Origin of the sequence: Acinetobacter sp. WA-87, from assembly GCF_039938935.1 — a bacterium.
In the GTDB taxonomy this organism is placed as follows: Bacteria; Pseudomonadota; Gammaproteobacteria; order Pseudomonadales; family Moraxellaceae; genus Acinetobacter; species Acinetobacter seifertii.
In genome coordinates this window covers 75026-97193 of record NZ_JBDUVF010000009.1, presented here as the reverse complement: position 1 = coordinate 97193, position 22168 = coordinate 75026, and the positions used below count along the sequence as shown (strand labels likewise).

21 protein-coding genes, 4 tRNA genes and 1 pseudogene are annotated in these 22168 nt (G+C 38.1%); 2 read left to right on the top strand and 24 right to left on the bottom strand.

Features of this window, described 5'->3' with window-relative positions; translation table 11 throughout:
- The 20 genes and pseudogenes from ABFY81_RS18385 to ABFY81_RS18290 form a co-directional block, all read right to left on the bottom strand.
- A partial coding sequence (locus ABFY81_RS18385) for a GTP-binding protein (RefSeq protein WP_016660498.1) occupies nt 1–123 on the bottom strand: 123 nt, incomplete at its 3' end.
- 149 nt (nt 124–272) lie between these two features.
- Nucleotides 273–347 (bottom strand) — tRNA-Thr (locus ABFY81_RS18380).
- 13 nt (nt 348–360) lie between these two features.
- Nucleotides 361–436 (bottom strand) — tRNA-Gly (locus tag ABFY81_RS18375).
- A gap of 37 nt (nt 437–473) precedes the next feature.
- Nucleotides 474–557 (bottom strand) — tRNA-Tyr (locus ABFY81_RS18370).
- A 54-nt stretch (nt 558–611) separates the two neighbouring features.
- Nucleotides 612–687, bottom strand: a tRNA-Thr gene (locus tag ABFY81_RS18365).
- Between the two features lie 98 nt (nt 688–785).
- On the bottom strand, nt 786–2279 hold the full coding sequence (gene trpE, locus ABFY81_RS18360; RefSeq protein WP_347914357.1) for an anthranilate synthase component I: 1494 nt from the start codon (nt 2277–2279) through the stop codon (nt 786–788).
- Nucleotides 2280–2387: 108 nt separating this feature from the next.
- Nucleotides 2388–3056 (bottom strand): phosphoglycolate phosphatase, encoded by a 669-nt coding sequence (locus tag ABFY81_RS18355; RefSeq protein ID WP_019457029.1) that lies wholly within the window; start codon nt 3054–3056, stop codon nt 2388–2390.
- A gap of 65 nt (nt 3057–3121) precedes the next feature.
- Nucleotides 3122–3748, bottom strand: coding sequence for an FHA domain-containing protein (locus ABFY81_RS18350; protein WP_049065291.1), 627 nt, complete (start codon nt 3746–3748; stop codon nt 3122–3124).
- Between the two features lie 945 nt (nt 3749–4693).
- Nucleotides 4694–5053, bottom strand: coding sequence for a hypothetical protein (locus ABFY81_RS18345; protein WP_347914355.1), 360 nt, complete (start codon nt 5051–5053; stop codon nt 4694–4696).
- 583 nt (nt 5054–5636) lie between these two features.
- Nucleotides 5637–7703 (bottom strand): annotated as a pseudogene (gene gspD / locus ABFY81_RS18340) (type II secretion system secretin GspD); the annotation flags it as partial.
- A 41-nt stretch (nt 7704–7744) separates the two neighbouring features.
- Entirely contained in the window at nt 7745–8581 is an 837-nt protein-coding gene (locus ABFY81_RS18335) for a type II secretion system protein N (RefSeq protein ID WP_347914354.1), read from the bottom strand.
- Complete coding sequence (gene gspN, locus ABFY81_RS18330) at nt 8581–9324, bottom strand: type II secretion system protein N (RefSeq protein ID WP_347914353.1); 744 nt, start codon at nt 9322–9324, stop codon at nt 8581–8583. Before gspN ends, ABFY81_RS18335 begins: the two co-directional genes overlap by 1 nt.
- Nucleotides 9325–9654: 330 nt before the next feature.
- Nucleotides 9655–9981, bottom strand: coding sequence for an H-NS histone family protein (locus ABFY81_RS18325; RefSeq protein ID WP_002053185.1), 327 nt, complete (start codon nt 9979–9981; stop codon nt 9655–9657).
- Nucleotides 9982–10174: 193 nt separating this feature from the next.
- Nucleotides 10175–10615, bottom strand: coding sequence for a thioesterase family protein (locus ABFY81_RS18320; protein ID WP_004699193.1), 441 nt, complete (start codon nt 10613–10615; stop codon nt 10175–10177).
- 7 nt (nt 10616–10622) lie between these two features.
- Nucleotides 10623–11816 (bottom strand): heme biosynthesis protein HemY, encoded by a 1194-nt coding sequence (locus ABFY81_RS18315; protein ID WP_191103121.1) that lies wholly within the window; start codon nt 11814–11816, stop codon nt 10623–10625.
- Between the two features lie 9 nt (nt 11817–11825).
- A complete protein-coding gene (locus tag ABFY81_RS18310; RefSeq protein WP_347914352.1) occupies nt 11826–12665 on the bottom strand; it encodes a hypothetical protein in 840 nt (279 codons plus the stop codon).
- Nucleotides 12666–12673: 8 nt separating this feature from the next.
- Entirely contained in the window at nt 12674–13441 is a 768-nt protein-coding gene (locus tag ABFY81_RS18305; protein WP_191107114.1) for a uroporphyrinogen-III synthase, read from the bottom strand.
- Nucleotides 13442–13445: 4 nt separating this feature from the next.
- The gene (gene hemC / locus ABFY81_RS18300) at nt 13446–14363 is read right to left on the bottom strand and encodes a hydroxymethylbilane synthase (protein ID WP_347914359.1); all 918 of its coding nucleotides are present in this window, start codon (nt 14361–14363) and stop codon (nt 13446–13448) included.
- Between the two features lie 100 nt (nt 14364–14463).
- Nucleotides 14464–15204, bottom strand: a complete 741-nt coding sequence (locus ABFY81_RS18295) for a LytTR family DNA-binding domain-containing protein (protein WP_346791124.1) — start codon at nt 15202–15204, stop codon at nt 14464–14466.
- A 60-nt stretch (nt 15205–15264) separates the two neighbouring features.
- Nucleotides 15265–16404, bottom strand: a complete 1140-nt coding sequence (locus ABFY81_RS18290) for a histidine kinase (RefSeq protein WP_100290217.1) — start codon at nt 16402–16404, stop codon at nt 15265–15267.
- Here ABFY81_RS18290 and argH point away from each other — a divergent pair.
- Nucleotides 16395–17828, top strand: coding sequence for an argininosuccinate lyase (argH, locus tag ABFY81_RS18285; protein ID WP_019457019.1), 1434 nt, complete (start codon nt 16395–16397; stop codon nt 17826–17828). The genes ABFY81_RS18290 and argH overlap by 10 nt on opposite strands.
- Before the next feature lie 9 nt (nt 17829–17837).
- Nucleotides 17838–18107, top strand: a complete 270-nt coding sequence (locus ABFY81_RS18280; RefSeq protein ID WP_004699209.1) for an oxidative damage protection protein — start codon at nt 17838–17840, stop codon at nt 18105–18107.
- A gap of 311 nt (nt 18108–18418) precedes the next feature.
- Here ABFY81_RS18280 and phoU read toward each other — a convergent pair whose 3' ends face one another.
- The 4 genes from phoU to ABFY81_RS18260 form a co-directional block, all read right to left on the bottom strand.
- On the bottom strand, nt 18419–19141 hold the full coding sequence (phoU, locus tag ABFY81_RS18275) for a phosphate signaling complex protein PhoU (protein WP_000075183.1): 723 nt from the start codon (nt 19139–19141) through the stop codon (nt 18419–18421).
- 106 nt (nt 19142–19247) lie between these two features.
- Nucleotides 19248–20579 carry a TolC family outer membrane protein gene (locus ABFY81_RS18270; RefSeq protein ID WP_347914358.1) on the bottom strand — a complete coding sequence of 444 codons (1332 nt, stop codon included), beginning with the start codon at nt 20577–20579 and terminating at the stop codon, nt 19248–19250.
- 96 nt (nt 20580–20675) lie between these two features.
- A complete protein-coding gene (locus ABFY81_RS18265) occupies nt 20676–21581 on the bottom strand; it encodes an EamA family transporter (RefSeq protein WP_347914351.1) in 906 nt (301 codons plus the stop codon).
- Complete coding sequence (locus tag ABFY81_RS18260; RefSeq protein WP_347914350.1) at nt 21574–22155, bottom strand: TetR/AcrR family transcriptional regulator; 582 nt, start codon at nt 22153–22155, stop codon at nt 21574–21576. The genes ABFY81_RS18265 and ABFY81_RS18260 overlap by 8 nt, the downstream gene beginning before the upstream one ends.
- Nucleotides 22156–22168: the final 13 nt, after the last annotated feature.

Genomic DNA, 22168 nt, shown 5'->3' with positions numbered 1-22168 from the left:
GCCGTAAGTTTTTGCACAAATAGTTGCAATCGCAGCAGTTAAAGTTGTTTTACCATGGTCAACGTGACCGATTGTGCCCACGTTTACGTGTGGCTTATTACGTTCAAACTTAGCCTTAGCCATGTTTATAATCCTCGTTTACGTCGAACACAATTCTGAGCAAACACCCAGCATCGACATGTCGCCTAAAAAATCAAACACCCAATACTTGAAAAGCAGACTAATAAGCCTGCTTTTTAAATCTTTGTAGAAAATCTACTAAACTGTATATCTGGAGCTCTTATCGAGATTTGAACTCGAGACCTCTCCCTTACCAAGGGAGTGCTCTACCACTGAGCTATAAGAGCGATTGTCCTTCGATGGAGCGGGAGACGAGGATCGAACTCGCGACATGCAGCTTGGAAGGCTGCCGCTCTACCAACTGAGCTACTCCCGCACTGTGTTGGTATATATACCACTTCAATCGAAGTTAATGGTGGTGAGAGAAGGATTCGAACCTTCGAAACTTTCGTAGCGGAGTTACAGTCCGCCCCCTTTGACCGCTCGGGAATCTCACCATATCACACTTATTTCAGTGTTATTCTTTACTTCACAACTACACACCTTTAAGATGGTGCCGGCACACGGATTCGAACTGTGGACCTACTGATTACAAGTCAGTTGCTCTACCAACTGAGCTATGCCGGCTCTTCTTAGTGTTTCGTACGTTTCGTATCGGAACGGTGTGCAGTTTAGCAAAACTTCCAAACGATGCAAGCGGTTTTTTAAAAAAAATCGCTAAAAACTCATAAAATCAATCCGTTTGATGATAATTCAACCGCTTTGATCACTGCGCGAGCTTTTATTTGGGTTTCATTCCATTCAGATTCAGGATTTGAGTCAGCTACCAAGCCTGCTCCAGCCTGTACATAGACTTTTTTGTCACGAATAACGCATGTACGGATTGCGATCGACATATCCATTTCACCATGCCATCCCAAATACCCCACTGCTCCACCAAATACACCTCGTTTCACTGGTTCTACTTCATCAATGATTTCCATTGCACGAATTTTTGGGGCACCAGATAAGGTACCAGCAGGGAAAGTCGCTTTAAACACATCTAAAGCATCTATATCGTCACGAACTTCGCCTTGTACGTTTGATACAATATGCATGACATGTGAATAGCGCTCAATCACCATTTGATCCGTTACTTGGACCTTGCCGATTTTAGAAACTCGCCCAACATCATTTCGACCAAGATCAATCAGCATTAAGTGCTCAGCAATTTCTTTTTCATCTGAAAGTAAGTCTTTTTCTAAAGCAACATCTTCCTCTTTAGTTTTTCCGCGCGGCCTCGTACCTGCAAGTGGACGAACTGTCGCAATACCATTTTCTAAACGAGAAAGAATTTCTGGTGAAGAACCAACAATATGAAATGGTTTTTTATCAGTAATCGTTTGCCCTTGTACCAAGAATAAATAAGGCGAAGGATTTAAATGACGCAATGCACGGTAAACCTGTAAAGCTTCACCATCAAAATCAGAAACCATGCGCTGCCCTGGAACAACCTGCATTACATCACCAGCACGGATATATTCTTTAACTTTTTCTACTGTTTCTAAGAACTTTGCTTTACCCGTAATTGATTCAAAATGAGGAGGAGTATGTGGTTTAGCTTGCAAGCTAACAGGAATAGCGAGCAACTGTTCTAATTGATCTAATTTTTGCTGGGCATCTTGATAAGCATTTGCCTGTGTTGCATCAGCATGAACAATTAAAAATAGAGTATCTTTAAGGTTATCAAAGACAATAACTGTTTTTGATAACATTAACCACAAATCAGGTAACGTGATTGGGTCAGCTGTAGGTACATTCTTTAAGCGTGGTTCAATATAACGGACAGCATCATAACCCAAATATCCCACTAGTCCGCCTGTAAAGCTTGGTAAGTCTGGCAAGAGCTCTGCCGATGGCACTTTAAATTGTTTTTGGAAGTTACGAATATATTCAAAAGGATCTTGGCAATTTTGTTGTGTGACTGAGCCATCAGCATGCTGTACAGACAAAACCCCAGCATTGCATGAAAAAACGGTTGATTCGCCTAATCCAATCATAGAGTAGCGCGCCCAGTTTTCCCCACCCTCAACCGACTCAAATAAATAAGCTTGTGTTTGGTCTTTAAAACGAGCAAAAACTGATAATGGGGTTTCTGTATCTGCTAACCGCTGACGATAAACAGGAATAGTATTATAACCAGCAGCCTTAAGTTGCTCGAATTGCGCTAATGTTGTCATGAATCTTCTCTAATATGGTTTCGATTTAAAAGTGTGTTTTTCTAGATTCGGTTTAGACACGCCATCGAAAAACCATACGCTTATTCATTCTTATCTCCATTTTCTTCATTAAACAATTAACTCAGCAAGACTATCAATAACTTGCTGAGGTTGGCAATCATAGATGCTTTCTCCATGATTATAGCCATAGCTAACCACAATACAATCAATTCCAGCACGGCGCGCAGCTTCTACATCATTGCTTGAATCACCAATCATTAACGATTGTGAAGCAGACGTATTTAGACTTTGCATGCAATGCAGCAATGGTAATGGATGTGGTTTTCTTTCAGGCAAGCTATCTCCCCCAAGTACAACTTGGAAATAAGAGGAAAGCTCTAATGCATCTAATAATCCTTGAGCAAGTTTGACAGGCTTATTAGTAACACAAGCCATTTTTATATTTAGAGTTTGGCAATGTTTTAAAAACTCAGGTACACCAGAGTAAATTTGAGTATTTACACAAAGTTCTGCACCATATGTCTCTACAAATGTGTGTAATAAAACCTTATGTTGTTCAGCATCTAATTTACCAAATAGATGAAGCAAAACACTTTCACAGAGTTTTGAGGCACCTTTACCTACCCATTCTCGTATTTGTACTTCTGTCACCAATGGCCAACCGAGTGATTGCAGACTTAAATTCATAGACCGATATAAATCGGCAGCGGAGTCAACAAGTGTTCCATCCAGATCAAATAAAATTAAATCGCGCTTACTTAGTTGTGCAACAGACATTTTCTTCTACTCAAAATTAAAAAGGCATGCGTTTGGCATGCCTTGATTGTAAAAGCAGCAACGGATTATTTAAAGAATAACCATGCTAATACAGCTAAAATTACTAAAATAATAATAGTGATTAAACCAACTGAAGCATTCTTCTGTTGCTCTTTTTCTTCGGCAACACGAGAAACAGGCTCATCAAAAGTCACAGGTGATGGTTGTTTTACATTGACATCCACACCTTCAGGAATAGGCGCAGGTTTTGGAATAGAAATATTCTGCGGCATACCATCGTGGCGAACTTCTACCTCTGCAGCACGCTCTGCAAGGCTTGGCATGCCTTGATCGCTTAAATCCTGTGTTGGTGCAGCTTGCACTGGTTCTGCTTCAACTTCAGGTAAATCAGTAATTTTTTGAGCAGGTGCTAAAACCGAGAATTTAAAACTCGCAAATTGAACAATATCACCATCATGTAGCTGCTTTTCTTGCTCAATACGAATATCGTTTACAAATGTACCATTCGATGAATTAAGGTCTTGAACCCATAGCAATTGATCTTTTAAAAGCAGTGCAGCATGGCGACGTGAAATTTCAGCAGCTTGTAACAACAAATCAGCGTCCTGATGGCGCCCTACCAACATATCACGATCAACTGTAATTTCTTGTCCAGTAATTTCACCAGTAATTGCTTGTAGTTTCCAAGTCATAGACTTACCCCGTCCATCATGTTTTATGCAACAATATTAACACTATCAATAAACTACAAAGAACACATCTTAAAGATAAAATATTATTTATATACTAACAACTTAAAAAAGGTTTATAAATAAATAGCTTAGACTCAAACAAATTACTTATAACCTTTCATTTTTAACACTATAGTTTAGTTGAACTTATAAGCAAATATGATGCATTGTATCTATCTGGATATTCCTGAACCGAAATATATCCTACTAAAACCTACTCAAAAGAAGCAACATCTACCTGCTCACTCCATTGAACAAATTGGTTACCTAGCTTAGTATAACGCCCTATATGGAATAGGTGCGTAATTTTTAATAAATGCTACTTTACCCATAAAACAACCACTATCTTTTTTAGGAATATAACTTAGATAACAACTGGCGCAGCATAAGCCATACTAGAAAAAATTAAAAAAATAACGCTAGAAAAAGTTAATCTTAATTTCATTCCTCATTTCTCATTTCTCATTTCTCTTTAAATTTATATAGGTAATTATGTTTATAAATAGCCTTTATAGTAGGGATATTTAAACATTTTTATATAATATTATGATCTATAAAAAACAACTTAAGAAATAAAAATAGAACAACAAAATTAATATTCTATAAGTAAGGAGTACTAATTTACATTATACATCTGATGATTTAATAAGAATACTAATTTCTAAACTAGTAATTGTCTGTAGTTTCCAATTCAAGCGTATGCCCTATTAATTTTTTATCAATCATAAAATTGTGACATATGCACATCCACCATGAAGACAACGATTAAGTCGTATAATGGTTACAGTGTCTTACTTCGGTCTATTTACATCACTGGAAGTTGCCGTTTCCGACTCTATTGAGATTTCTTCAAATACCTCAAGACTTTTAAGGCAACTTCCTTTAAAGATTTAAAGTTCAATATTATTATAAAGGCGTAGAACTTATAATAAGAAAACCTCTTCTTGTTACAGTTGGATAACCACTTTCAAAACAATCAATAAATATTTTACCATTAGGAGCTATAGTATATGTAGTATCATAAGTGCCATTATCATACACATTTGCCCAAGTAGTACGCACAACAACCCTATAGCTTTTTACGGTATCATAATTTACCAAATCAACTCCACCACTAGTAGTACATACTTGATAAGATTGTAAAAGAGTAACTTTCGAATTAGGTACTGATGCAGCTTTTGAGCCAGATACCGATGTCACATTTGCAGTAGCAACGAATGGCATCATAGCCAAGCCTAAAATTATAGATAAATATACTTTTTTCATTCCATTTTCCTCATCAAATAATAATAATGAATAATCAGATTTTTATTAAATTTCCATTACATGTTTATGGAAACTTTTTTCTTATATCAAATTTATGCTTTTCAAGCAATTATTATATAATTTAAAAGCTCCTTGTCTATGCAAGGTTAGAGGGCTCTTTATCATATAAAAATTAATTTAATTTTACTAATTGTTAATCGATTATAACTCACCTAACTTTTCTGTCTCATTAAGCTCTAATTTAATTGGGGATAAATCAGAAGGAATCTAATTCCCCAATCAACACATTATTCTTCAATAGCACTAAAAAATAAGTCATGTAAATTCTATGAAATTTATGTTTCCACATATTGAAAATAAATAGTAATAGTAGAATCAAGCAAATTTACCATCTTATTTTACAAATATACTATCTAATCTCTTTACAATACTTCTGATCTTCGCATTTCTTTGTTGAACTAATCACTTTACCAGATGGAACTTGTTTATAGATGCTTTGATGCTTTTCTATATTTGTATATTGTTTTTTGCTAACGGAGTTTAATAAAGGACTACCTGTTATAGTAGTTGACGAATCTTTTGGATATAGATCGGCAATATTTTCTGGCAACTTAGCAAAGTTACCATTTTTATCCATACTCAATTGTAAGCTATATAATTGGCTATACCGTTGTTGTGATATACGTTCAATATCATTAGCATCTCCTACAATTGTAGGATGTATAAAAACTAAAAGATTGCGCTTCACATTACTTTTTGCATTAGAACTAAATAGACGTCCCAAATAAGGAATATCGCCTAACAATGGGAGACTTTGGCGAGATTGTTCTATATCATCGGAAATCAAGCCGCCCAATACTACAGTTTGGCCATGATCTGCCAGAACCGATGTTTTAATGGCCCGTTTACTTGTCACCAAGTCCGCTGCTTGCCCCTTATTGTTTTGAACATTGGAAACTTCTTGCTCTACCTCTAAGCGGACAGATCCCCCCTCACCTATATGAGGTATAACTTTTAATGTCACCCCCACATCTTTACGCTCTACTGTTGTATAAGGGTTTACTGTTCCCGCTGATCCAGTTGAGACAGAACCTGTTACAAAAGGAACGTTTTGACCTACAACAATATACGCCTCTTCATTATCCATGGTAACAATAGATGGTGAAGACAATAAATTAGACTTGGTATTAGTTTTTAAAGCTTGGATCAAAGCACCATAAGCACGTCGCGGATTACTAAAATCACCAGCAGCAAAACTTGCACCACTACCAGTGCCTCCATTTGCACTTCCAAGCACTCCAGCTGCACCTGCCGCCCCTCCAGTTAAATAGCCTGCGGCAATTTTGGATAGACTTGCACCAACATTACTAAAACTCAGCAAGCCAATACCACTACTAAGATCACCCAGAGCCCACTGCACACCAAGTTGATCTGCATCATCTCCAGAGACTTCAATAATTGCGGCCTCAATCAGCACTTGTTGACGGCGAACATCCAGCTGTTGAATCGCTGATTCAATTTCACGCATTAATTGTGGATCAGCCTTAACAACCAATGAGTTTTGGGCACTATCTGCAATAATGCTTACACCATTTTGACTAAAGCTAGAGATATTGTTCTGATTATTATTGTTTGAATTACCATTTAGATTAATTGATGGAGTAGATATTGAACTGCCATTTGAGGCCGATGTACTTGAACTAGAGTTCTGGTTATTCCCAATCAAGTTATTCATCGAGTTTGATGAATTGTTATTGTTACCAGACGACGAGATAGCCTGACCAGTGACCAAACCTTGTAAAATTTCTGACAAGCTTTTAGCACTTGCATATTTCAAACGGAAAACTTTTAAACCACCTAAACGGTCAGCAGAAGGTACATCTAGCATTTCAATCATGTGGCGAATACGCTTACGCGTTCCCGGATCACCTTTTACCAAAATACGATTTGTTCGATTATCGGCAATAATACGAATACGAGCACCATTAAAATCTTTTGATGCTCCAGTTGCACTCATCGCTTCAAGTTGAGTAATAATTTCTTCGGCTTGACTCGACTGAAGGTTAATCGCCTCAATGTCATTTTGCCCAGTTCCATCTAAGTTACGGATAATATTTTCAAGCTGATAAATGTTCGCAGCTCGATCAGAGACAATAAGAGCGTTGGTTCCTGCAATCGCAGCCATATGCGCAAACTGCGGCATTAAAGGGCGAAGTGCTGGAATTAAGTCATTTGGATTGGTGTTTTCAAGCCAAATTACTCGTGTAACAATTTGATCACCACGAACCTTATTTCGAGAATCATAAGGAATTCCCGAGTTTTTAACGTTGCTATCTGGCACAAGTTTAATTGTATTACCAGATGGGATCGCAACTACCCCATTTACATTTAAGACCCCAAGAAATAAATCATAAACCTCATCTTTATTTAAAGGTTTATTCGAAATAACAGTGACATTCCCACGTACTCTCGGATCAACAGCAAAGTTCTTTCCAGTAATGTCTGCAACTTCATTAATAAAGGCTGTTAAGTCAGCATCACGTAAATTAATCTTCCATGTTTGGGCATAGGCACTGCTACTTACTGTCGCAATCAATGGGGCTGCTGCAAGTAATGCCCAGAGTGGACGTTGATGATTCAATAAAGCCATAACTCGCGATATTTCCTAACTCTTATGGTGACGTATTATCACTAAAAATTTTGTTGTATGGTCATCACTTGATCACCACGTTTTATTTCTATTTTTACTTGTCCTGCTCGCCGAGCCTGTTCAAGTAATTGCACATCTGTTTGTCCTTGCCCAACCGTTTGACCATTTAAAGAGACAATTCGATCGCCAGGCCTTAAACCTAGCCTATTTCTAAGCGCGGTTGGTGTCCGTTCTGTAACTTCATATCCTTCACCAGAGCCTCCACTAACCCCCATATCTTTGAGGTACTGATCTCGATTGCCTTGCATCTGCTGAATCGCTTGCCCCAAAGCTTCTTGGGTCGTATTCACAGGTGCCGTAGGCTGAGATGGCGTGACAGCTTGCGGTGATGCATTTGGAGTCATAGGCTGATATAAACCATTTGGCAGACCTTTGAACTGAAGTTCGCGAGTACTACCATTTCCTTGACGCAATACCACATGATCCCAATAAACCTCTGACAGTTGATAAGAGGTAGAACCTATAGTTTCACCAACTCGATAACGCTCAGCAGTATTATCAACCTTAATAACAGCAGAAGAAAACTGGTTTGGATACCCAACCATTACGCCTTGTAATTCTAGATTCACATTTTCTTGAGCCGCATTGGCAGAAGGTTCATTAAAAATTGAAAAAGTACTAATGTTTGGTATTTGAGGTTGTTGAGAACCGAGCTCTACCCGATCAAACTGCATCATTTGAGGGGGTGCTATCACCAACCAAAAAAATGAAGCCAGCTTCCAACATAACCACAAAATTAAAATAATAAGGACAACTACACTGAGTCGATCTAACTTTTGCCACTGTAACTGCTGTAATTTATCAATCCATGTTTTCATCAGTTACCACCTTGTAATAATGGTTGACGAGAACTAATGACAAAAGTATCTAAACCAGCTTTTCCGTCATAAGATGGAACATTAAGCAATAAACGCTGTGTAAGTTGAACATCAAGCATCATATTGGCATCCAGTAAAAGATTCGCCATTTTTTGATTGCGTTGATCTCGAATATCAATTTGTAGCTGCCCATTATGGTCAGTCAACTGTCCACTTAAAGAAGGCATATTCATACGATCTTGACGATCACCAATCGTGTAAACGAGTGCTCCACCACCCCAATGCAATTGACCATCAACCGCAGCAAAACCTTGCTCTTTTTTATAATTAAATTGGATATCTTTAAGTTGAATACTATTTACAGGCCATTGCCAATTCACAATCTGCTTCAGTGTTTCTGGCGCAACTTGCCCAGTCATATTCTTTACAATGACTTTTTTGCCAAAACCATACGCCATAATCCCCGTTAACTGCGTATTACCACTATGAATATCAACATCTGCGGCGAAGCGTAATAAAAGTAAATCTAGAGGTCTTGTTTTCCAGTGAATGGTTCCACGCAAAGCACCACGATGCCAGTCCGCTTGCCCCTGCCAGATATTCCCACTCACATTATGGACAGTTTGATTATTCTTTGAAAATTTAGAGATAAGCCAAGTCGCTGGAATCTGTAAAATAATAAAAATTAAAAATGCAATGAGGGCAAAAAACCACCACTTCCATTGCTTAGACTTTTTCTTCATTCAGCCTTACCAACATGCAAATTATCGTCCTTATATGAGAGTTCCTCTCTAGTCTGACATTATGCATACTTTTTCAACATCGCCAATTGACTTCATATAAAAAAACCAAGCAATCAAGCTTGGCATCTTCTTAAAGACTATAAGTTGAACGTATGACAGAATCATGAAAATTTAAGATGATCTTTATAAATGTAAATTTAGTCTCAACAATACATTTAATTAGGAATTTAAACACTTTATTGATGACTTGATATTTAAAATAAGAATTTTTATTTTTTTAAAATAAAAAAGCCAAGCAAAATCGCTTGGCTTTTTAAGAAGCAAAAACAATTAGATTAAGAAATCTTCAAGTTTTGCACCTTTTTCAATTTCAGCAACTAACCAACGTGGTTGTTTACCGCGACCAGTCCAAGTCTCTTCAGAATTGTTTTTGTTACGGTAACGTGGTTCTACAGATTTACGTGTAGTTTTCTTACGTTTTTGAGCACCAAACTCAAGAAGTTGTTCAACACTGAAACCTACATTTTCAGCAATCTCGATAATTTGATTATAAGCATCTTCGATTGCTTGATCTTTTTTGCTTGCAATTAAAGCTTCTGCTTCTTCTTGTAAGCGTTTTAACTCTTCAACAGATAATTCACTAATATCCGGTTTCATTAATAAATACTCCAGTCTTACTGACAATTCAAATAATACAGACAAAATTTAAAACATTAAATCATAACCAATAGTATTTATAATCTATTAAATAAGCAATAGTTCAAAAGACAAGTTCATCAGAATAATGCTATAAATTTACTTTTTAATTACATTAATAATTATAATTGCAATATATTTTCTTAATATTTATTTAAGCTAAATGTATTAAGTCATGTCCTACTGATTTTTCTAATTCAATTATTTTACTTTTTACTTCATTTGGTATTTCACATTTTAACCCTGTCGTTTTATCTAGACAGACCATTATGGCTTCACCCGTAGCAACGATTTGCTGCTGTGCTTCACTCCATAATATATACGCCATACGGAATGCGCTATTGCGTATTTCTTCTACACGAACCCCTACTTTCAATACATCAGGATAAAAAACGGGTTTTAAATATCTGCACTGACTTGAAGCAACAACAGTATATATATTGGGGATCAATATATTTACATTTTCCATATATAAAATACGTGAGCTTTCAATATATCTATAATATTGTACATTATTGACATGACCAAAAGCATCCATATCTCCCCATGCAACTTTCTGATCGTATATTACAGGGTAGACAGACAGTTCTTTCATTTTTACCTCAGATTTTAAATTTTAAAAAATTTGCATCATTTTCAAAGATTAGGTTTAACTGTTTGATTAACTCATCATCTTCTTTTAAGGTGGATTTAATACGTAAATAGTTCATTAGAATATTATCAGGGTATAAACTTAATAATATTTCAGCTTCAGCTTGACGATTCGTTGCCATGTAAACATGCCATTTTGCAAATGTTAAAACTGGCAAATTCATATATTGAGTTTCAAGTTGATTTATCTTTTCTTCAACGTCGGCATAGTCAGGAACCTGCTTAAGCAGTTGCTGCTGAAACCACAAATAAAATACTTCTGGATCAAATTGCTCTTTGAGCAGATGCAAAGTTAATGTTTCATGCTGAATACTCATTTCTGGCATACGTGCCAAAAGTTTTAGCCACAGCAATTTACTACTATAGGGTCTGGTTTGAATCTCAGACTCTAAATCTAGATAGCGCTGTTGCAATGCATGCAAGTCATCAATTGAAGCTTGATCAAATTGTTGGAGAAGCTGCTGCAACCATAAATCACGATGCTCAGCGTCCAATAATCCATATTTCATTGAACGTAAATATAACCATGGTTGCTGTAAAGCAAGCTGCCCCCATAACGCAGTTAATCGCTGTTGATAGGCTGTCTCGATTTCTTCAAGCCATGGCGATAATTGATGCTGATATAGGAACTCAAGATGTGTTAATGCACGTTCAGCTTCATTTTGAGCTAAAAATATTTCAATCCGCTGTAACTCTGCCAATTCAAAAGCCATTGGTGGAGATTGATCTAAAGCATCTAAAGCCCTAGGGTAATCTTCATTTAATACTAGGAACTTGGCATCAATAATATTTTTTAAAAGCCCTGACTGGGTAAAAACCCGTTCGATAAAGACACGTTGATCTTCGGCGGCTTCTAATAGCCAGACAATACCCAATTGCTCATAGGGATGAAGGTTTTTAAACTGAAAAATATTTTCTCTTTTACGTTGTTCACGAGAAGAATAACGTTTAATCCAAAGCCATATTAACTGAGCAACAAAACTCATTAGGACAAAAGTAAGGACTAATCCCCACACGTTTGTTTGCAATTGCAGCTGTCGCCAGTAGATATAAACATATCCCATGCCGTAGCCATAGCTAAGCAAAGCCAAAGCTGCAAAAAGTACTAAACTAATAAGAAGATAAACCCATAGGAGATGTTTCATATGCCCTCCTTATGAGCCTAGTAGGCCAAGAGTCGATAATTTAGGTACAGGTACGATAGATAAGTGAGATACTTTAGCAATACGATTTTTCAATTGCTGACTGGTCGCATCTGGCATTTCATTTAATTTCTGCATTACTGATTGCAGCTCATTTTGATATTCAGCCATTTTTCCTTGGTTTAATGCCTGCTCGGCAATTAATAACCTTAGTTGCACTTCTTTCAGCACAACACTTCGATTCATTAAATTAATAGACGGTGTTTCTACTTTTTCAATACGGAACCATTTCTTCCACCAAGACACTGACTCAGATTGATCCATCTCAAGTTTAGGTCGAGCCAATGCTTGCTGAATATTTTTATCGATAGTTTGCAGTAGATCGTCAATCATTTGATGACGCTGATTTTGAGCAATTACGTATTGTTGTATTGCTTGTTTATCTTGTTCAAGCGCCTGATTTAGGCTGTGTTTTAATGCTGGAGCAATTTCATATTGAGGCAATGCTCGTTGTAACTGAGTTAAATGATCTACTGCATAAATAAACTGTTGTTGATCAATCGCAAACTGAATTAAGTCTAATTTTTGTTTAATTAATACCGTTGGCTCAATGCCTGCATGAATGATTTCGCTATTTGTCGATGGTGCCGACTGAACATCACTACCCGGCTGGGTTTGAACTTGTCTCTTTAGTGCAACCAACTGATCATTCAGATTGGCATATTGCTGTTCCGATTGCATTAAGCTTTGCTGAAGCTCAGGAACCGTACGAGAAATTTGCCACATATCGTAGCTAAGCTTAGCCAACCAAGCGATGCCCAGCAAAATGATAATAGAAACAAGTTTTCTCATACGAATCCTTATAATGCCTGAATGTGATGAATCATCCCCGAAGGCGATAAATTTTCAAGTTGAATAATGTGAAAATGAGCCTGTTGCTGATCGCGATATTTTTTTACAAGTTGAAAAAGACGTGGTCCTAAAACCAAATATACACAATCAGGTTGTACATTATTATTTAAACAAAGCTCTAACCAATATTTCCAGCTTGCCTCACTGGTAATTAAGACAAGCCATTTTTCTAAATTATAATTTGAATTCTGTGTCAGATGCTTAAATGTTGAATATGAGTCTTCTGGGCACTGCCGATGATATAAGACAAAATTTAAAATCTGGATACCTTGCTGCTGCAAAGTGTCCATCATAAATTGGCGGCCGCCTTCTCCTCTCCAAAAAGCCACACTACCCGTCTGCTGCATATTATAGAGAATAGGCAGTCTGAGCATACCTTCAGAAGTTTCAACATCTGGAACATGTGCTTCAATTCCATATTCATGGAGACGATTCGCCGTGGCCTGCCCAACCGCAATCCACTGAATATGTTTTAAGTTATCTAGCTTTAAACCACTTTGCGTTAAGTACTGCATACCCACATCAACCGCAGTGGGACTTACAGCCACTATAGCTTGCGCCTCAACTAACTGCTGATAGAGTTGAAAGATTGAATCTGAAAAAGGCTGAGCAACCAGTTCTAAAAGAGGTAAAGACTCGACCTGATACCCCTTATTTTGCAAAGCTTCTGTTAATTCAGCTGCACGTGAGTCAGGTCGGGTATTAATAAACAGCATAGTTTTAGTAAAGAGCCTTTAATAAATCGCCCGCACCTTGTTCAAGTAAGTTTCGAGCAAGGTTCTCACCTAACTGCTGAGCATTGTGAGCTTCATCTGTCATTTCAGCACGCAGTAATGTTTGTCCATCGACACTACCTACACGGCCTTCAATATGAATTTTTCCATCTTGTAAGGTTGCATAACCCGCAATAGGTACCTGACAACCACCTTCAAGATAGGCATTAAATGCACGCTCAGCACGTACACATACGTCAGTCTCTATGTGTAAAAGAGGTTGTATTAAAGCCAATACGTCTTGATCATCTGCACGACATTCCAAACCAAGAGCACCCTGTCCAACAGCAGGCAGACTTACATTTGGCTCGATAGTATGACGAATGCGATTTTCTAATCCTAAACGTTTTAAACCAGCGCTTGCCAAAATAATCGCATCGTATTGACCATCATCTAATTTACCTAGACGAGTACCAACATTTCCGCGTAAATCAATAATTTGTAGGTCTGGGCGTTGTTTTAAAATTTGTGATTTACGACGTAAGCTTGATGTGCCAACTCTCGCTCCTTGCGGTAAGTCAGCAAATTTTTCAAAAGTATTTGAAACAAAAGCGTCTAATGGATCTTCACGTTCACAAATGACTGCCAAGGTTAAACCTTCTGGTAATGCCATTGGTACATCTTTCATTGAATGTACAGCAAGGTCCGCGCGACCATCTAAAAGAGCAGTTTCTAATTCTTTAACAAACAAACCTTTGCCACCAATTTTTGCTAAAGGCGTATCTAAAATTTTATCGCCCTGCGTGACAAACTTGACCAACTCTACCGTTAAATCTGGGTGAAGCTCCTGCAAACGGGCACGAATATGTTCTGCCTGCCAAAGAGCAAGTGGGCTTTGTCGTGTAGCAATTTTCAAGGTTTTCATAAATTCAAGCATGGGCTGGTCAAACAATACACCCTAAACTTAACTTGATCCCTTAAAATTGCAAGTAAAATCTCACCAGCAAAAATAAGACAGGCGCAAGTTAAAGCTGATGTATCCGCTCTCTGAGCGTAGACAAATGACGGCGGCTGACGGAAAGTCTTTCATCAAGACCTCGTAAACGAACCTGATATTGGCCTGAGCTCACAAGCTCTAAACCATCTAAATAAGCAATTGAGACCAAGGCATTTCGATGAATACGAATAAATTGATCTGCAAATTCAGTTTCAAGCTCTTTCAGTGTTTCATCAATTAATACACTGCCATTTTTATGACGTATCGTGACATATTTTTGATCTGCCAAAAAATAATAGATATTTTCAACAGGAATCAGTTCAACCCCACGGTAGGTTTTGGCAGCAATTTGATGTCTTTGTGTTTTTAAACCCTGTAAAAGTTCAGGGTTTGGCAAGGCATTGAACTGTGCTTGGGTAAGTTGCGTTAACTGCTTTAAAGCTTGTTCAAGTTCTGCTGGATCAATCGGTTTAAGAAGATAAGCTTGTGCTTGTGATTTAAACGCCTCCAAAGCATGCTGATCATAAGCTGTACAAAAGACAATAGCAGGTCGAGGGTTAAGCTGGCTTAATTGTTCCGCACAGACGAGACCATTCATACCCGGCATTTGGATATCAAGTAAAATCACATCTGGTTGATGAAGCCGTGCCTGTTCCAAGGCATCTTGGCCATGATGAGCTGTTGCAACAACCTCATGTCCCATCTTTGAAACTAAACGTGACAATCGTTCCACTGCAAGTGGCTCGTCATCACAAATTAGCACCTTCATTCATCCTCCTTGTCACCGTTAACTTGGTCCATTTTTTTATGGTTAACTCTGACTGGCTTATTATTTTGATTGGTATTGATAGCTCATAATAGTGGTATATAAAGTTTCACCCTTATATACCTGGAACCTAACTGAGTTCCCATAATACGCTTTCAAGCGTTGTTTAACGTTTTCAAGAGCGATTCCATGCCCTTTCCGTGATTTTATTGTATCGTCTGTATAAGGGTTGGTAATGACTATACTGACCTGATTTTGCAATATTTCAACCAATACCCCTATGGTTGCCTTACCCATCATTGGTTCCACCCCATGAAAAATACTATTCTCTAACAAAGGTTGTAATGTCAATAAAGGAATCGTGACCTGCTTTAATTGCAAAGGTTCAAGCTCCACTTTCCAGTCGACTTGTAAACGCTCACCTAAACGTATTTGTTCAATCATTAAGTATTGTTTACTGAGTTCAATTTCTTCATACAAGCTTACCAATTTTAATTCTTGGAAACTCGCTCTAAATAAACGCGACAGACTAATCAGCATACTTTCGGCTTTATCTGGGTCTATCGTAATTAAACTCACCACATTATTTAAACTATTAAATAAAAAGTGAGGATGAATACGCGCTTGCATGGCCTGAATACGCGCATTTAATTCTGCATATTGTTGATGTAACCACTGTTCTCTGACATATAAATAGCGCAAACAAAATGCGCCGAGTAGTATTCCATAGCTTAAATATAAAGGGACATTGGTAAAATAAATGCTCCAGTCATGCGCTATATCACTCGTTCTTTTCAAGATTCCGAATTGAAAAAAATTACTTATTAGGGTGGTCACTACCACAATCGCTTGCAGCATAACAAAGCCAATTGCCAAAGCATATTTTTGCTGCAGTTGACTAAAAAAATTTTGAAAATATTCAACTAAGGCAAAAAAAGACAAAATCACCCAGTTAATAAAAATCATATATTGTAAAAGGCGCGACCCGCTTAAGGCATGCCACGATTGCGCTTCAGCCAAAGCTAAAACCAGCGCCAAAACATTACTTGCGATAATTAATTCGAATAAATGTTGCCAACGATCAATTTTCGTAAAAAAATAGGAGGAATTTTGATTTCGATATGCTGTAGAAAACAACTTTGTTTGTTGAGCTTCGGCAAGTGATATACTCTTTTTTATTTTACTGAGCCACCATGACCACATCTTCAAATCCCCCTAATTCAGCAGCCCCAGACCAAACCTCAGGTATGTGGGGTGGTCGTTTTTCTGAAGCGACAGACGCTTTTGTAGCAGAATTTACTGCCTCTGTTCAGTTTGACCAACGTTTTTATAAGCAAGACATCGCAGGTTCAATTGCGCATGCTACCATGCTTGCAAAAGTTGGCGTACTCACAGAAGCAGAACGAGACGACATTATTGAAGGTTTAAGCACCATTCGTGCAGAAATTGAAGCTGGAAACTTTGAATGGCGTATCGATCTTGAAGATGTTCACATGAACATTGAATCACGTTTGACTCAGCGTATTGGCATTACAGGTAAAAAACTCCACACTGGTCGTAGCCGTAATGACCAAGTTGCAACTGATATTCGTCTTTATCTACGTGACGAAATTGATGACATTTTAGGTTTATTAGAGCGTTTACAAAAAGGCTTGTTAGGCTTGGCTGCTAAAAATGTAAATACCATTATGCCTGGCTTCACACATTTACAAACAGCTCAACCAGTAACTTTCGGCCATCACTTATTGGCATGGTTTGAAATGTTAGTTCGTGACACAGAACGTCTCCAAGACTGCCGTAAGCGTGTTAACCGTATGCCACTTGGTTCTGCGGCTCTTGCTGGTACTACTTACCCGATTGATCGTGCTTATACAGCAGAACTTTTAGGTTTTGAAGCTGTATCTGAAAACTCTCTTGATGCTGTTTCTGACCGTGACTTTGCGATTGAATTTAATGCAGCAGCAGCACTTATCATGATGCATTTATCACGTATGTCAGAAGAACTGATTCTTTGGACTTCTGCACAGTTCAAATTTGTGAATATTCCTGACCGCTTCTGTACTGGCTCATCAATCATGCCGCAGAAGAAAAATCCGGACGTTCCAGAACTGATTCGTGGTAAATCTGGCCGTGTATTTGGTGACTTAATTAGCTTACTTACGCTCATGAAAGGTCAACCTTTAGCGTACAACAAAGACAACCAAGAAGATAAAGAACCTTTGTTCGATGCTATCGATACGGTTCGTGGTTCACTCATGGCATTTGCAGACATGATTCCTGCATTGGTTCCAAATATTGAAATCATGCGTGAAGCTGCACTTCGTGGATTCTCGACTGCAACTGACCTTGCTGACTACTTAGTGAAAAAAGGCGTTGCGTTCCGTGATGCTCATGAAATTGTAGGTAAAGCTGTTGCATTAGGTGTAGCTGAAGAAAAAGATTTATCTGAGTTAACACTTGAGCAATTACAACAATTTTCTGACTTAATCACAGCAGACGTATTTGATAAAGCTTTAACACTAGAAGCTTCTGTAAATGCACGTGATCATATTGGCGGAACTTCACCGAAACAGGTTGAAGCTGCAATTACTCGTGCCCATACACGTTTAGAACAGTTATACGCTTAAGGATAAATCATGAGTCGCCAAGTATTTTGTCGTAAATATCAAAAGGAAATGGAAGGTCTAGACTTCGCTCCTTTTCCTGGTGCTAAAGGCCAAGATTTCTTTGAAAATGTTTCTAAGCAAGCATGGCAAGAATGGTTACAGCACCAAACTACGCTGATTAATGAAAAGCGTTTAAATGTGTTTGAACCAGATGCAAAAAAATTCCTTGAAGAACAACGTGAAAAGTTCTTCAATAATGATGAAAGTGTTGAAAAAGCAGAAGGTTGGAAACCTGAATAATTAGCTTGCTCTAACCTTATCGTCATTGAGAAGGCAGATCTATATACATAGATCTGCCTTTTTTTACGTGAAACTTACACAAACATATAAAGCCTTACAGAGAGCGCACAGGACTCTACATGACATAAATTCAATGAAACCTTATTATGAATCCATAGCAAGTGAGACACGATCCCTGTCGTGTTTTCTCTTAATGCACTTGATTTTCTGTCCTGAACTTCCCCCCAAAGTTCGGGACATTTTTTTATGTATTATTTTTAATTATAAAAAAGCCTTGTTTGAAACAAGGCTTTTATTTTCTCATTAAAGCATTATTTTTCGTGGACTTTTGCTTCAATTTCTTCAATTTTGGTATGACGAGCATCAAAGCCTTTCGCCATATAAATCACTTGTTCAGCAATGTTACGCGCATGGTCACCAATACGCTCTAAAGAACGCAAAACCCACATCACGTTAATTACGCGAGCAATATGACGCGGGTCTTCAATCATATAAGTCATTAAAGTACGCGTTGCTGATTGATATTCACGGTCAATGTCAGCGTCTGCTAAAAGGACGCGTAAAGCTTGATCTGCATCTAAACGTGCAAAAGCATCGAGAGCATCATGAATCATGACACGTACTTGGTTACCAATATGACGGGTTTCCATGTAACCACGAGGTGAACCACCCTCTTCACATAGATTTTGCGCAATACGGGCAATTTTTGCAGCTTCATCGCCAATACGCTCAAGGTCAGTATTGGCTTTACTCATGGCAATCACCATACGCAAGTCAATCGCTGCTGGATGACGACGCGCCAAGATGAGTGTCAAACCCTCATCAATATCACGCTCATATTGATTGACTGCATTATCTTTAAATTGAACATCAATTGCTAAATTCGCATCTGTATCAAGCAAAGAATGAATTGCATTGGCAACCTGTTGTTCGACCAAGCCACCCATGGTCATAAACTTTGTGTTCACATCTTGCAAATCTTCATTAAATTGAGAAGAAATATGATGGCTTAACACCGGATTACTTGGACTCAAGGAAGCCTCCAACATGATGGCGCAGGGATAAAATGATTGAGCATTAAAACACATCAATCATTAAATTTTTATGACAAAATTAAAATTCAGATAAAAGCATTTTTTATTACTGATACGTTAACCAGCTGTTTAATTCGACCAGATCTTTTTCACCTAACTGGCCTACAGCAGCTTTTAAACGCAGTACATTTAATAAATAGTCATATTGAGCATTAAGATAATCCTGTTTTGCAGAAAAAGCATTACGCTGCGCCAATAAAACATCAACCATACTTTTTAAGCCTTCGTTATAACTGGCTTTTGAAGCTTGCGACACAAGTGCCGAAGAATCCATTGCTGCTTTTCTTGCTTCAAGTTTTGCACGGTCGGTATCTACCTGCATAAAAGCACTTTTTACATCAACATTGGCACGGCGAATGGCCGCATCGAGTTGGGATTGCGCTTTATTTAACTCTATAGTGGCTTTTTTAATAGAGGTTCGGGTCTGCCCCCCATTAAATAGATTCCAGTTCATCTCCACACCAATTTGGTCAAACTTTCCGTCAGTTGAAATGAGTGTTTCTGGTGTTTGTTTGGTATAGCCATAGCTGGCAACTGCATCTACCTGTGGATAAAGTGCAGCTTTTTCCACACGGCGTTGATCTTCAGCATATTGTCGTTGTAAACGCGCTTGCTGAATTTTTAAATTTTGTTGCTGGGCTAAATTCAACCAATCATCAAGCTGAGCTGGATAAGGTTTTTGAAAGGTAAAATCACTTCGTAAGACCGCAAGCTTATCTTGATAGGAGCCAATATATTCCGATAGTTGCTCTTGAGCTAATAGAATCTGTACATTGGTCGCAATACGATTGGCTCTGGCACTTTGATATTGAGCATTTGCCTCACTCACATCACTACGCGCTACCAAACCTTCTTTAAGCTTGGCATTCATCATGTTGAGCTGTTCAAGTAATGCTTTTTCTTCTTGTAAATATGCAGCAGTAAGTGCTTGCTGACGAAGTACATTAAAATAAGCTTCTGCGACATTTAAAACATGATCTTGTTTTTGCAGTCTTAAAGTGATTTCACTAAGAGCAACTGAGGTTTTAACTTGCTTATAACCTTCCCATGCATCCATACGAAAAAGAGGCTGACGAGCAGACAAAGTTGCTTGTTTAGTGGTCGATGTATTACTCACTAACGCATCTGACAGCCCTTCTTGATCAATACCCGGAAAATTCGAACGTTTTACTGTTTGGCTATTACGATTAATTTTTCCAGACAAGGTAACTGTCGGTAATAAAGCGCCCGTTGCTAAGCCTAAATTAAGCTGATCTGCTTCAAATTGTTGTTGATTCGCTTGCCATGTCGGATCATTTTGTTTCGCGCGCTCATAAGTTTCAACTAAATCTAGAGCAAAACTTGACGAGGTAAAACTCCATAAACCCGCCACAAGCATTAATTTTATTTTCATTGTTTAAATCAACGATAAAACTTGGCTTTAAGACTAAGAAAAATTTGAATCAAACTCAAGCCATTAAAAGTTTTAGTTTTTTTAAGTGTTCCGAGTTTTTGACAATATCAAAATACAAATAAAAATCAAAAACATGCCGATCCAACCCAACCATGAAACATGCTCACCCACCAACACAATCGCAAAAATCGCAGCAACTAAAGGTTCAAATAAAGTTAAGGTAGTCGCTTTGCTCGCATTGACCGTTTTTAGTCCAAAACCGAAAAGTAAATAACCCAAAAACATAGGAATCAGCATCATATAAGCAGCCACAAGTAAATTGGTTGAGCTTTGTAATAATCCTTCACCTGTAACCAACAAGGTAGGAAGCAAAATAACTGCCCCACCACCCATAATCATGCCCATTGCAGCTTTAGAGGCAACACCTCGATCTATTAATTTTTTTGCAGCCCATGAATAAAGCGAATAAGTTGTAGCTGCGACAAGTCCAAGAAAAATACCGAAGTATTTATTCCATTGACTTATACTATCTAGAACCGCATGACTTTCACCCATCGACAGCATCGTTACGCCAAGTACACCGCAGACAAAACTTAGAAACCAGATGGTAGACAAAGCTTTGCGATCAAAAAACCGCTCTAAAATTGCTGCAATCAGTGGAGCCGAGCCAATTGAAACCACAGTACCAATTGTAATGCCCGCATAATGCATTGAGGAGTAAAAAGCCAAAGGGTAAATACCAACCGCCGCTACACCCAAAAGCAGTATTAAAAGATTCTCCCTTATAAATTGTCGGTTTTCACGGATCGCTCGGGATGCAACTAAAGCTTGTAAAAGACCTCCACCGCCCATCGCTGCGGCACCAATAGCAAGTGGGCCAAGTGTCGGTGCAAATGCGGCTGCAGTACCTGTTGTTCCCCACAAAACAGAGGCAACTAAAATCGCAATTGTGCCTCCATAGTTACTATTTTTAATGAGGCTAATCATGTGGACATTCTCTATTTAAAATATCTTCTGCCATTTGTTTTGCTAATAGCAGTTGACGACTGTTGCCTTCCAACCCTGCTCGTGCCATAGAGCCTTCTAAAAGAAATGAAAGCTGTGTAGCCACATAGTTAACACGCTGTGAGTCTGGTATTAATTTTTTTAAATGCTCAGCAACAATAGCCTCAACTTCTTCTTTATGTTGTCTTACCGAACTTCGACCTGAACTATTCGCGGGAAACTCTGCGGCAGCATTTAAAAGCCCACATCCTCGAAAGCCTTTTTCATAGGCAAATTCCGCATGGTCTTGATAGGCATCAAATACGGCTAAAATAGCGTCTGTAGCTGTTTTTGTTATTGCTAAACGGTTTTGATACAGGTTTAACCACTCTTGATGCCGTGCAGCAATATAGGCATCGACCAACTCACCTTTTGAAGAAAAATTATTATAAAGCGACATCTTGGCTACATCTGCTTTAGTCGTAACTGAGTTAATACCAGTTGCAGTAATGCCGTCGTTATAAAACAAAGTTGAAGCGGCATCGAGAATTTTCTGTCTTGCTGTTTTATCATTCATAGCTTTAATTTAA

Excerpts from the sequence above, each read along its gene's own strand:
- ABFY81_RS18335 (WP_347914354.1), bottom strand. The coding sequence starts at position 8,581 with ATGAAAACATGGATTGATAAATTACAGCAGTTACAGTGGCAAAAGTTA.
- gspN (WP_347914353.1), bottom strand. The coding sequence starts at position 9,324 with ATGAAGAAAAAGTCTAAGCAATGGAAGTGGTGGTTTTTTGCCCTCATT.
- ABFY81_RS18350 (WP_049065291.1), bottom strand. The coding sequence starts at position 3,748 with ATGACTTGGAAACTACAAGCAATTACTGGTGAAATTACTGGACAAGAA.
- trpE (WP_347914357.1), bottom strand. The coding sequence starts at position 2,279 with ATGACAACATTAGCGCAATTCGAGCAACTTAAGGCTGCTGGTTATAAT.
- ABFY81_RS18265 (WP_347914351.1), bottom strand. The coding sequence starts at position 21,581 with ATGATTAGCCTCATTAAAAATAGTAACTATGGAGGCACAATTGCGATT.
- argH (WP_019457019.1), top strand. The coding sequence starts at position 16,395 with ATGACCACATCTTCAAATCCCCCTAATTCAGCAGCCCCAGACCAAACC.
- ABFY81_RS18270 (WP_347914358.1), bottom strand. The coding sequence starts at position 20,579 with ATGCTTGTGGCGGGTTTATGGAGTTTTACCTCGTCAAGTTTTGCTCTA.
- ABFY81_RS18280 (WP_004699209.1), top strand. The coding sequence starts at position 17,838 with ATGAGTCGCCAAGTATTTTGTCGTAAATATCAAAAGGAAATGGAAGGT.
- ABFY81_RS18260 (WP_347914350.1), bottom strand. The coding sequence starts at position 22,155 with ATGAATGATAAAACAGCAAGACAGAAAATTCTCGATGCCGCTTCAACT.
- ABFY81_RS18290 (WP_100290217.1), bottom strand. The coding sequence starts at position 16,404 with ATGTGGTCATGGTGGCTCAGTAAAATAAAAAAGAGTATATCACTTGCC.
- ABFY81_RS18320 (WP_004699193.1), bottom strand. The coding sequence starts at position 10,615 with ATGAAAGAACTGTCTGTCTACCCTGTAATATACGATCAGAAAGTTGCA.
- ABFY81_RS18345 (WP_347914355.1), bottom strand. The coding sequence starts at position 5,053 with ATGAAAAAAGTATATTTATCTATAATTTTAGGCTTGGCTATGATGCCA.
- hemC (WP_347914359.1), bottom strand. The coding sequence starts at position 14,363 with ATGAAAACCTTGAAAATTGCTACACGACAAAGCCCACTTGCTCTTTGG.
- ABFY81_RS18310 (WP_347914352.1), bottom strand. The coding sequence starts at position 12,665 with ATGAGAAAACTTGTTTCTATTATCATTTTGCTGGGCATCGCTTGGTTG.
- ABFY81_RS18325 (WP_002053185.1), bottom strand. The coding sequence starts at position 9,981 with ATGAAACCGGATATTAGTGAATTATCTGTTGAAGAGTTAAAACGCTTA.
- ABFY81_RS18355 (WP_019457029.1), bottom strand. The coding sequence starts at position 3,056 with ATGTCTGTTGCACAACTAAGTAAGCGCGATTTAATTTTATTTGATCTG.
- ABFY81_RS18315 (WP_191103121.1), bottom strand. The coding sequence starts at position 11,816 with ATGAAACATCTCCTATGGGTTTATCTTCTTATTAGTTTAGTACTTTTT.
- ABFY81_RS18295 (WP_346791124.1), bottom strand. The coding sequence starts at position 15,204 with ATGAAGGTGCTAATTTGTGATGACGAGCCACTTGCAGTGGAACGATTG.
- ABFY81_RS18305 (WP_191107114.1), bottom strand. The coding sequence starts at position 13,441 with ATGCTGTTTATTAATACCCGACCTGACTCACGTGCAGCTGAATTAACA.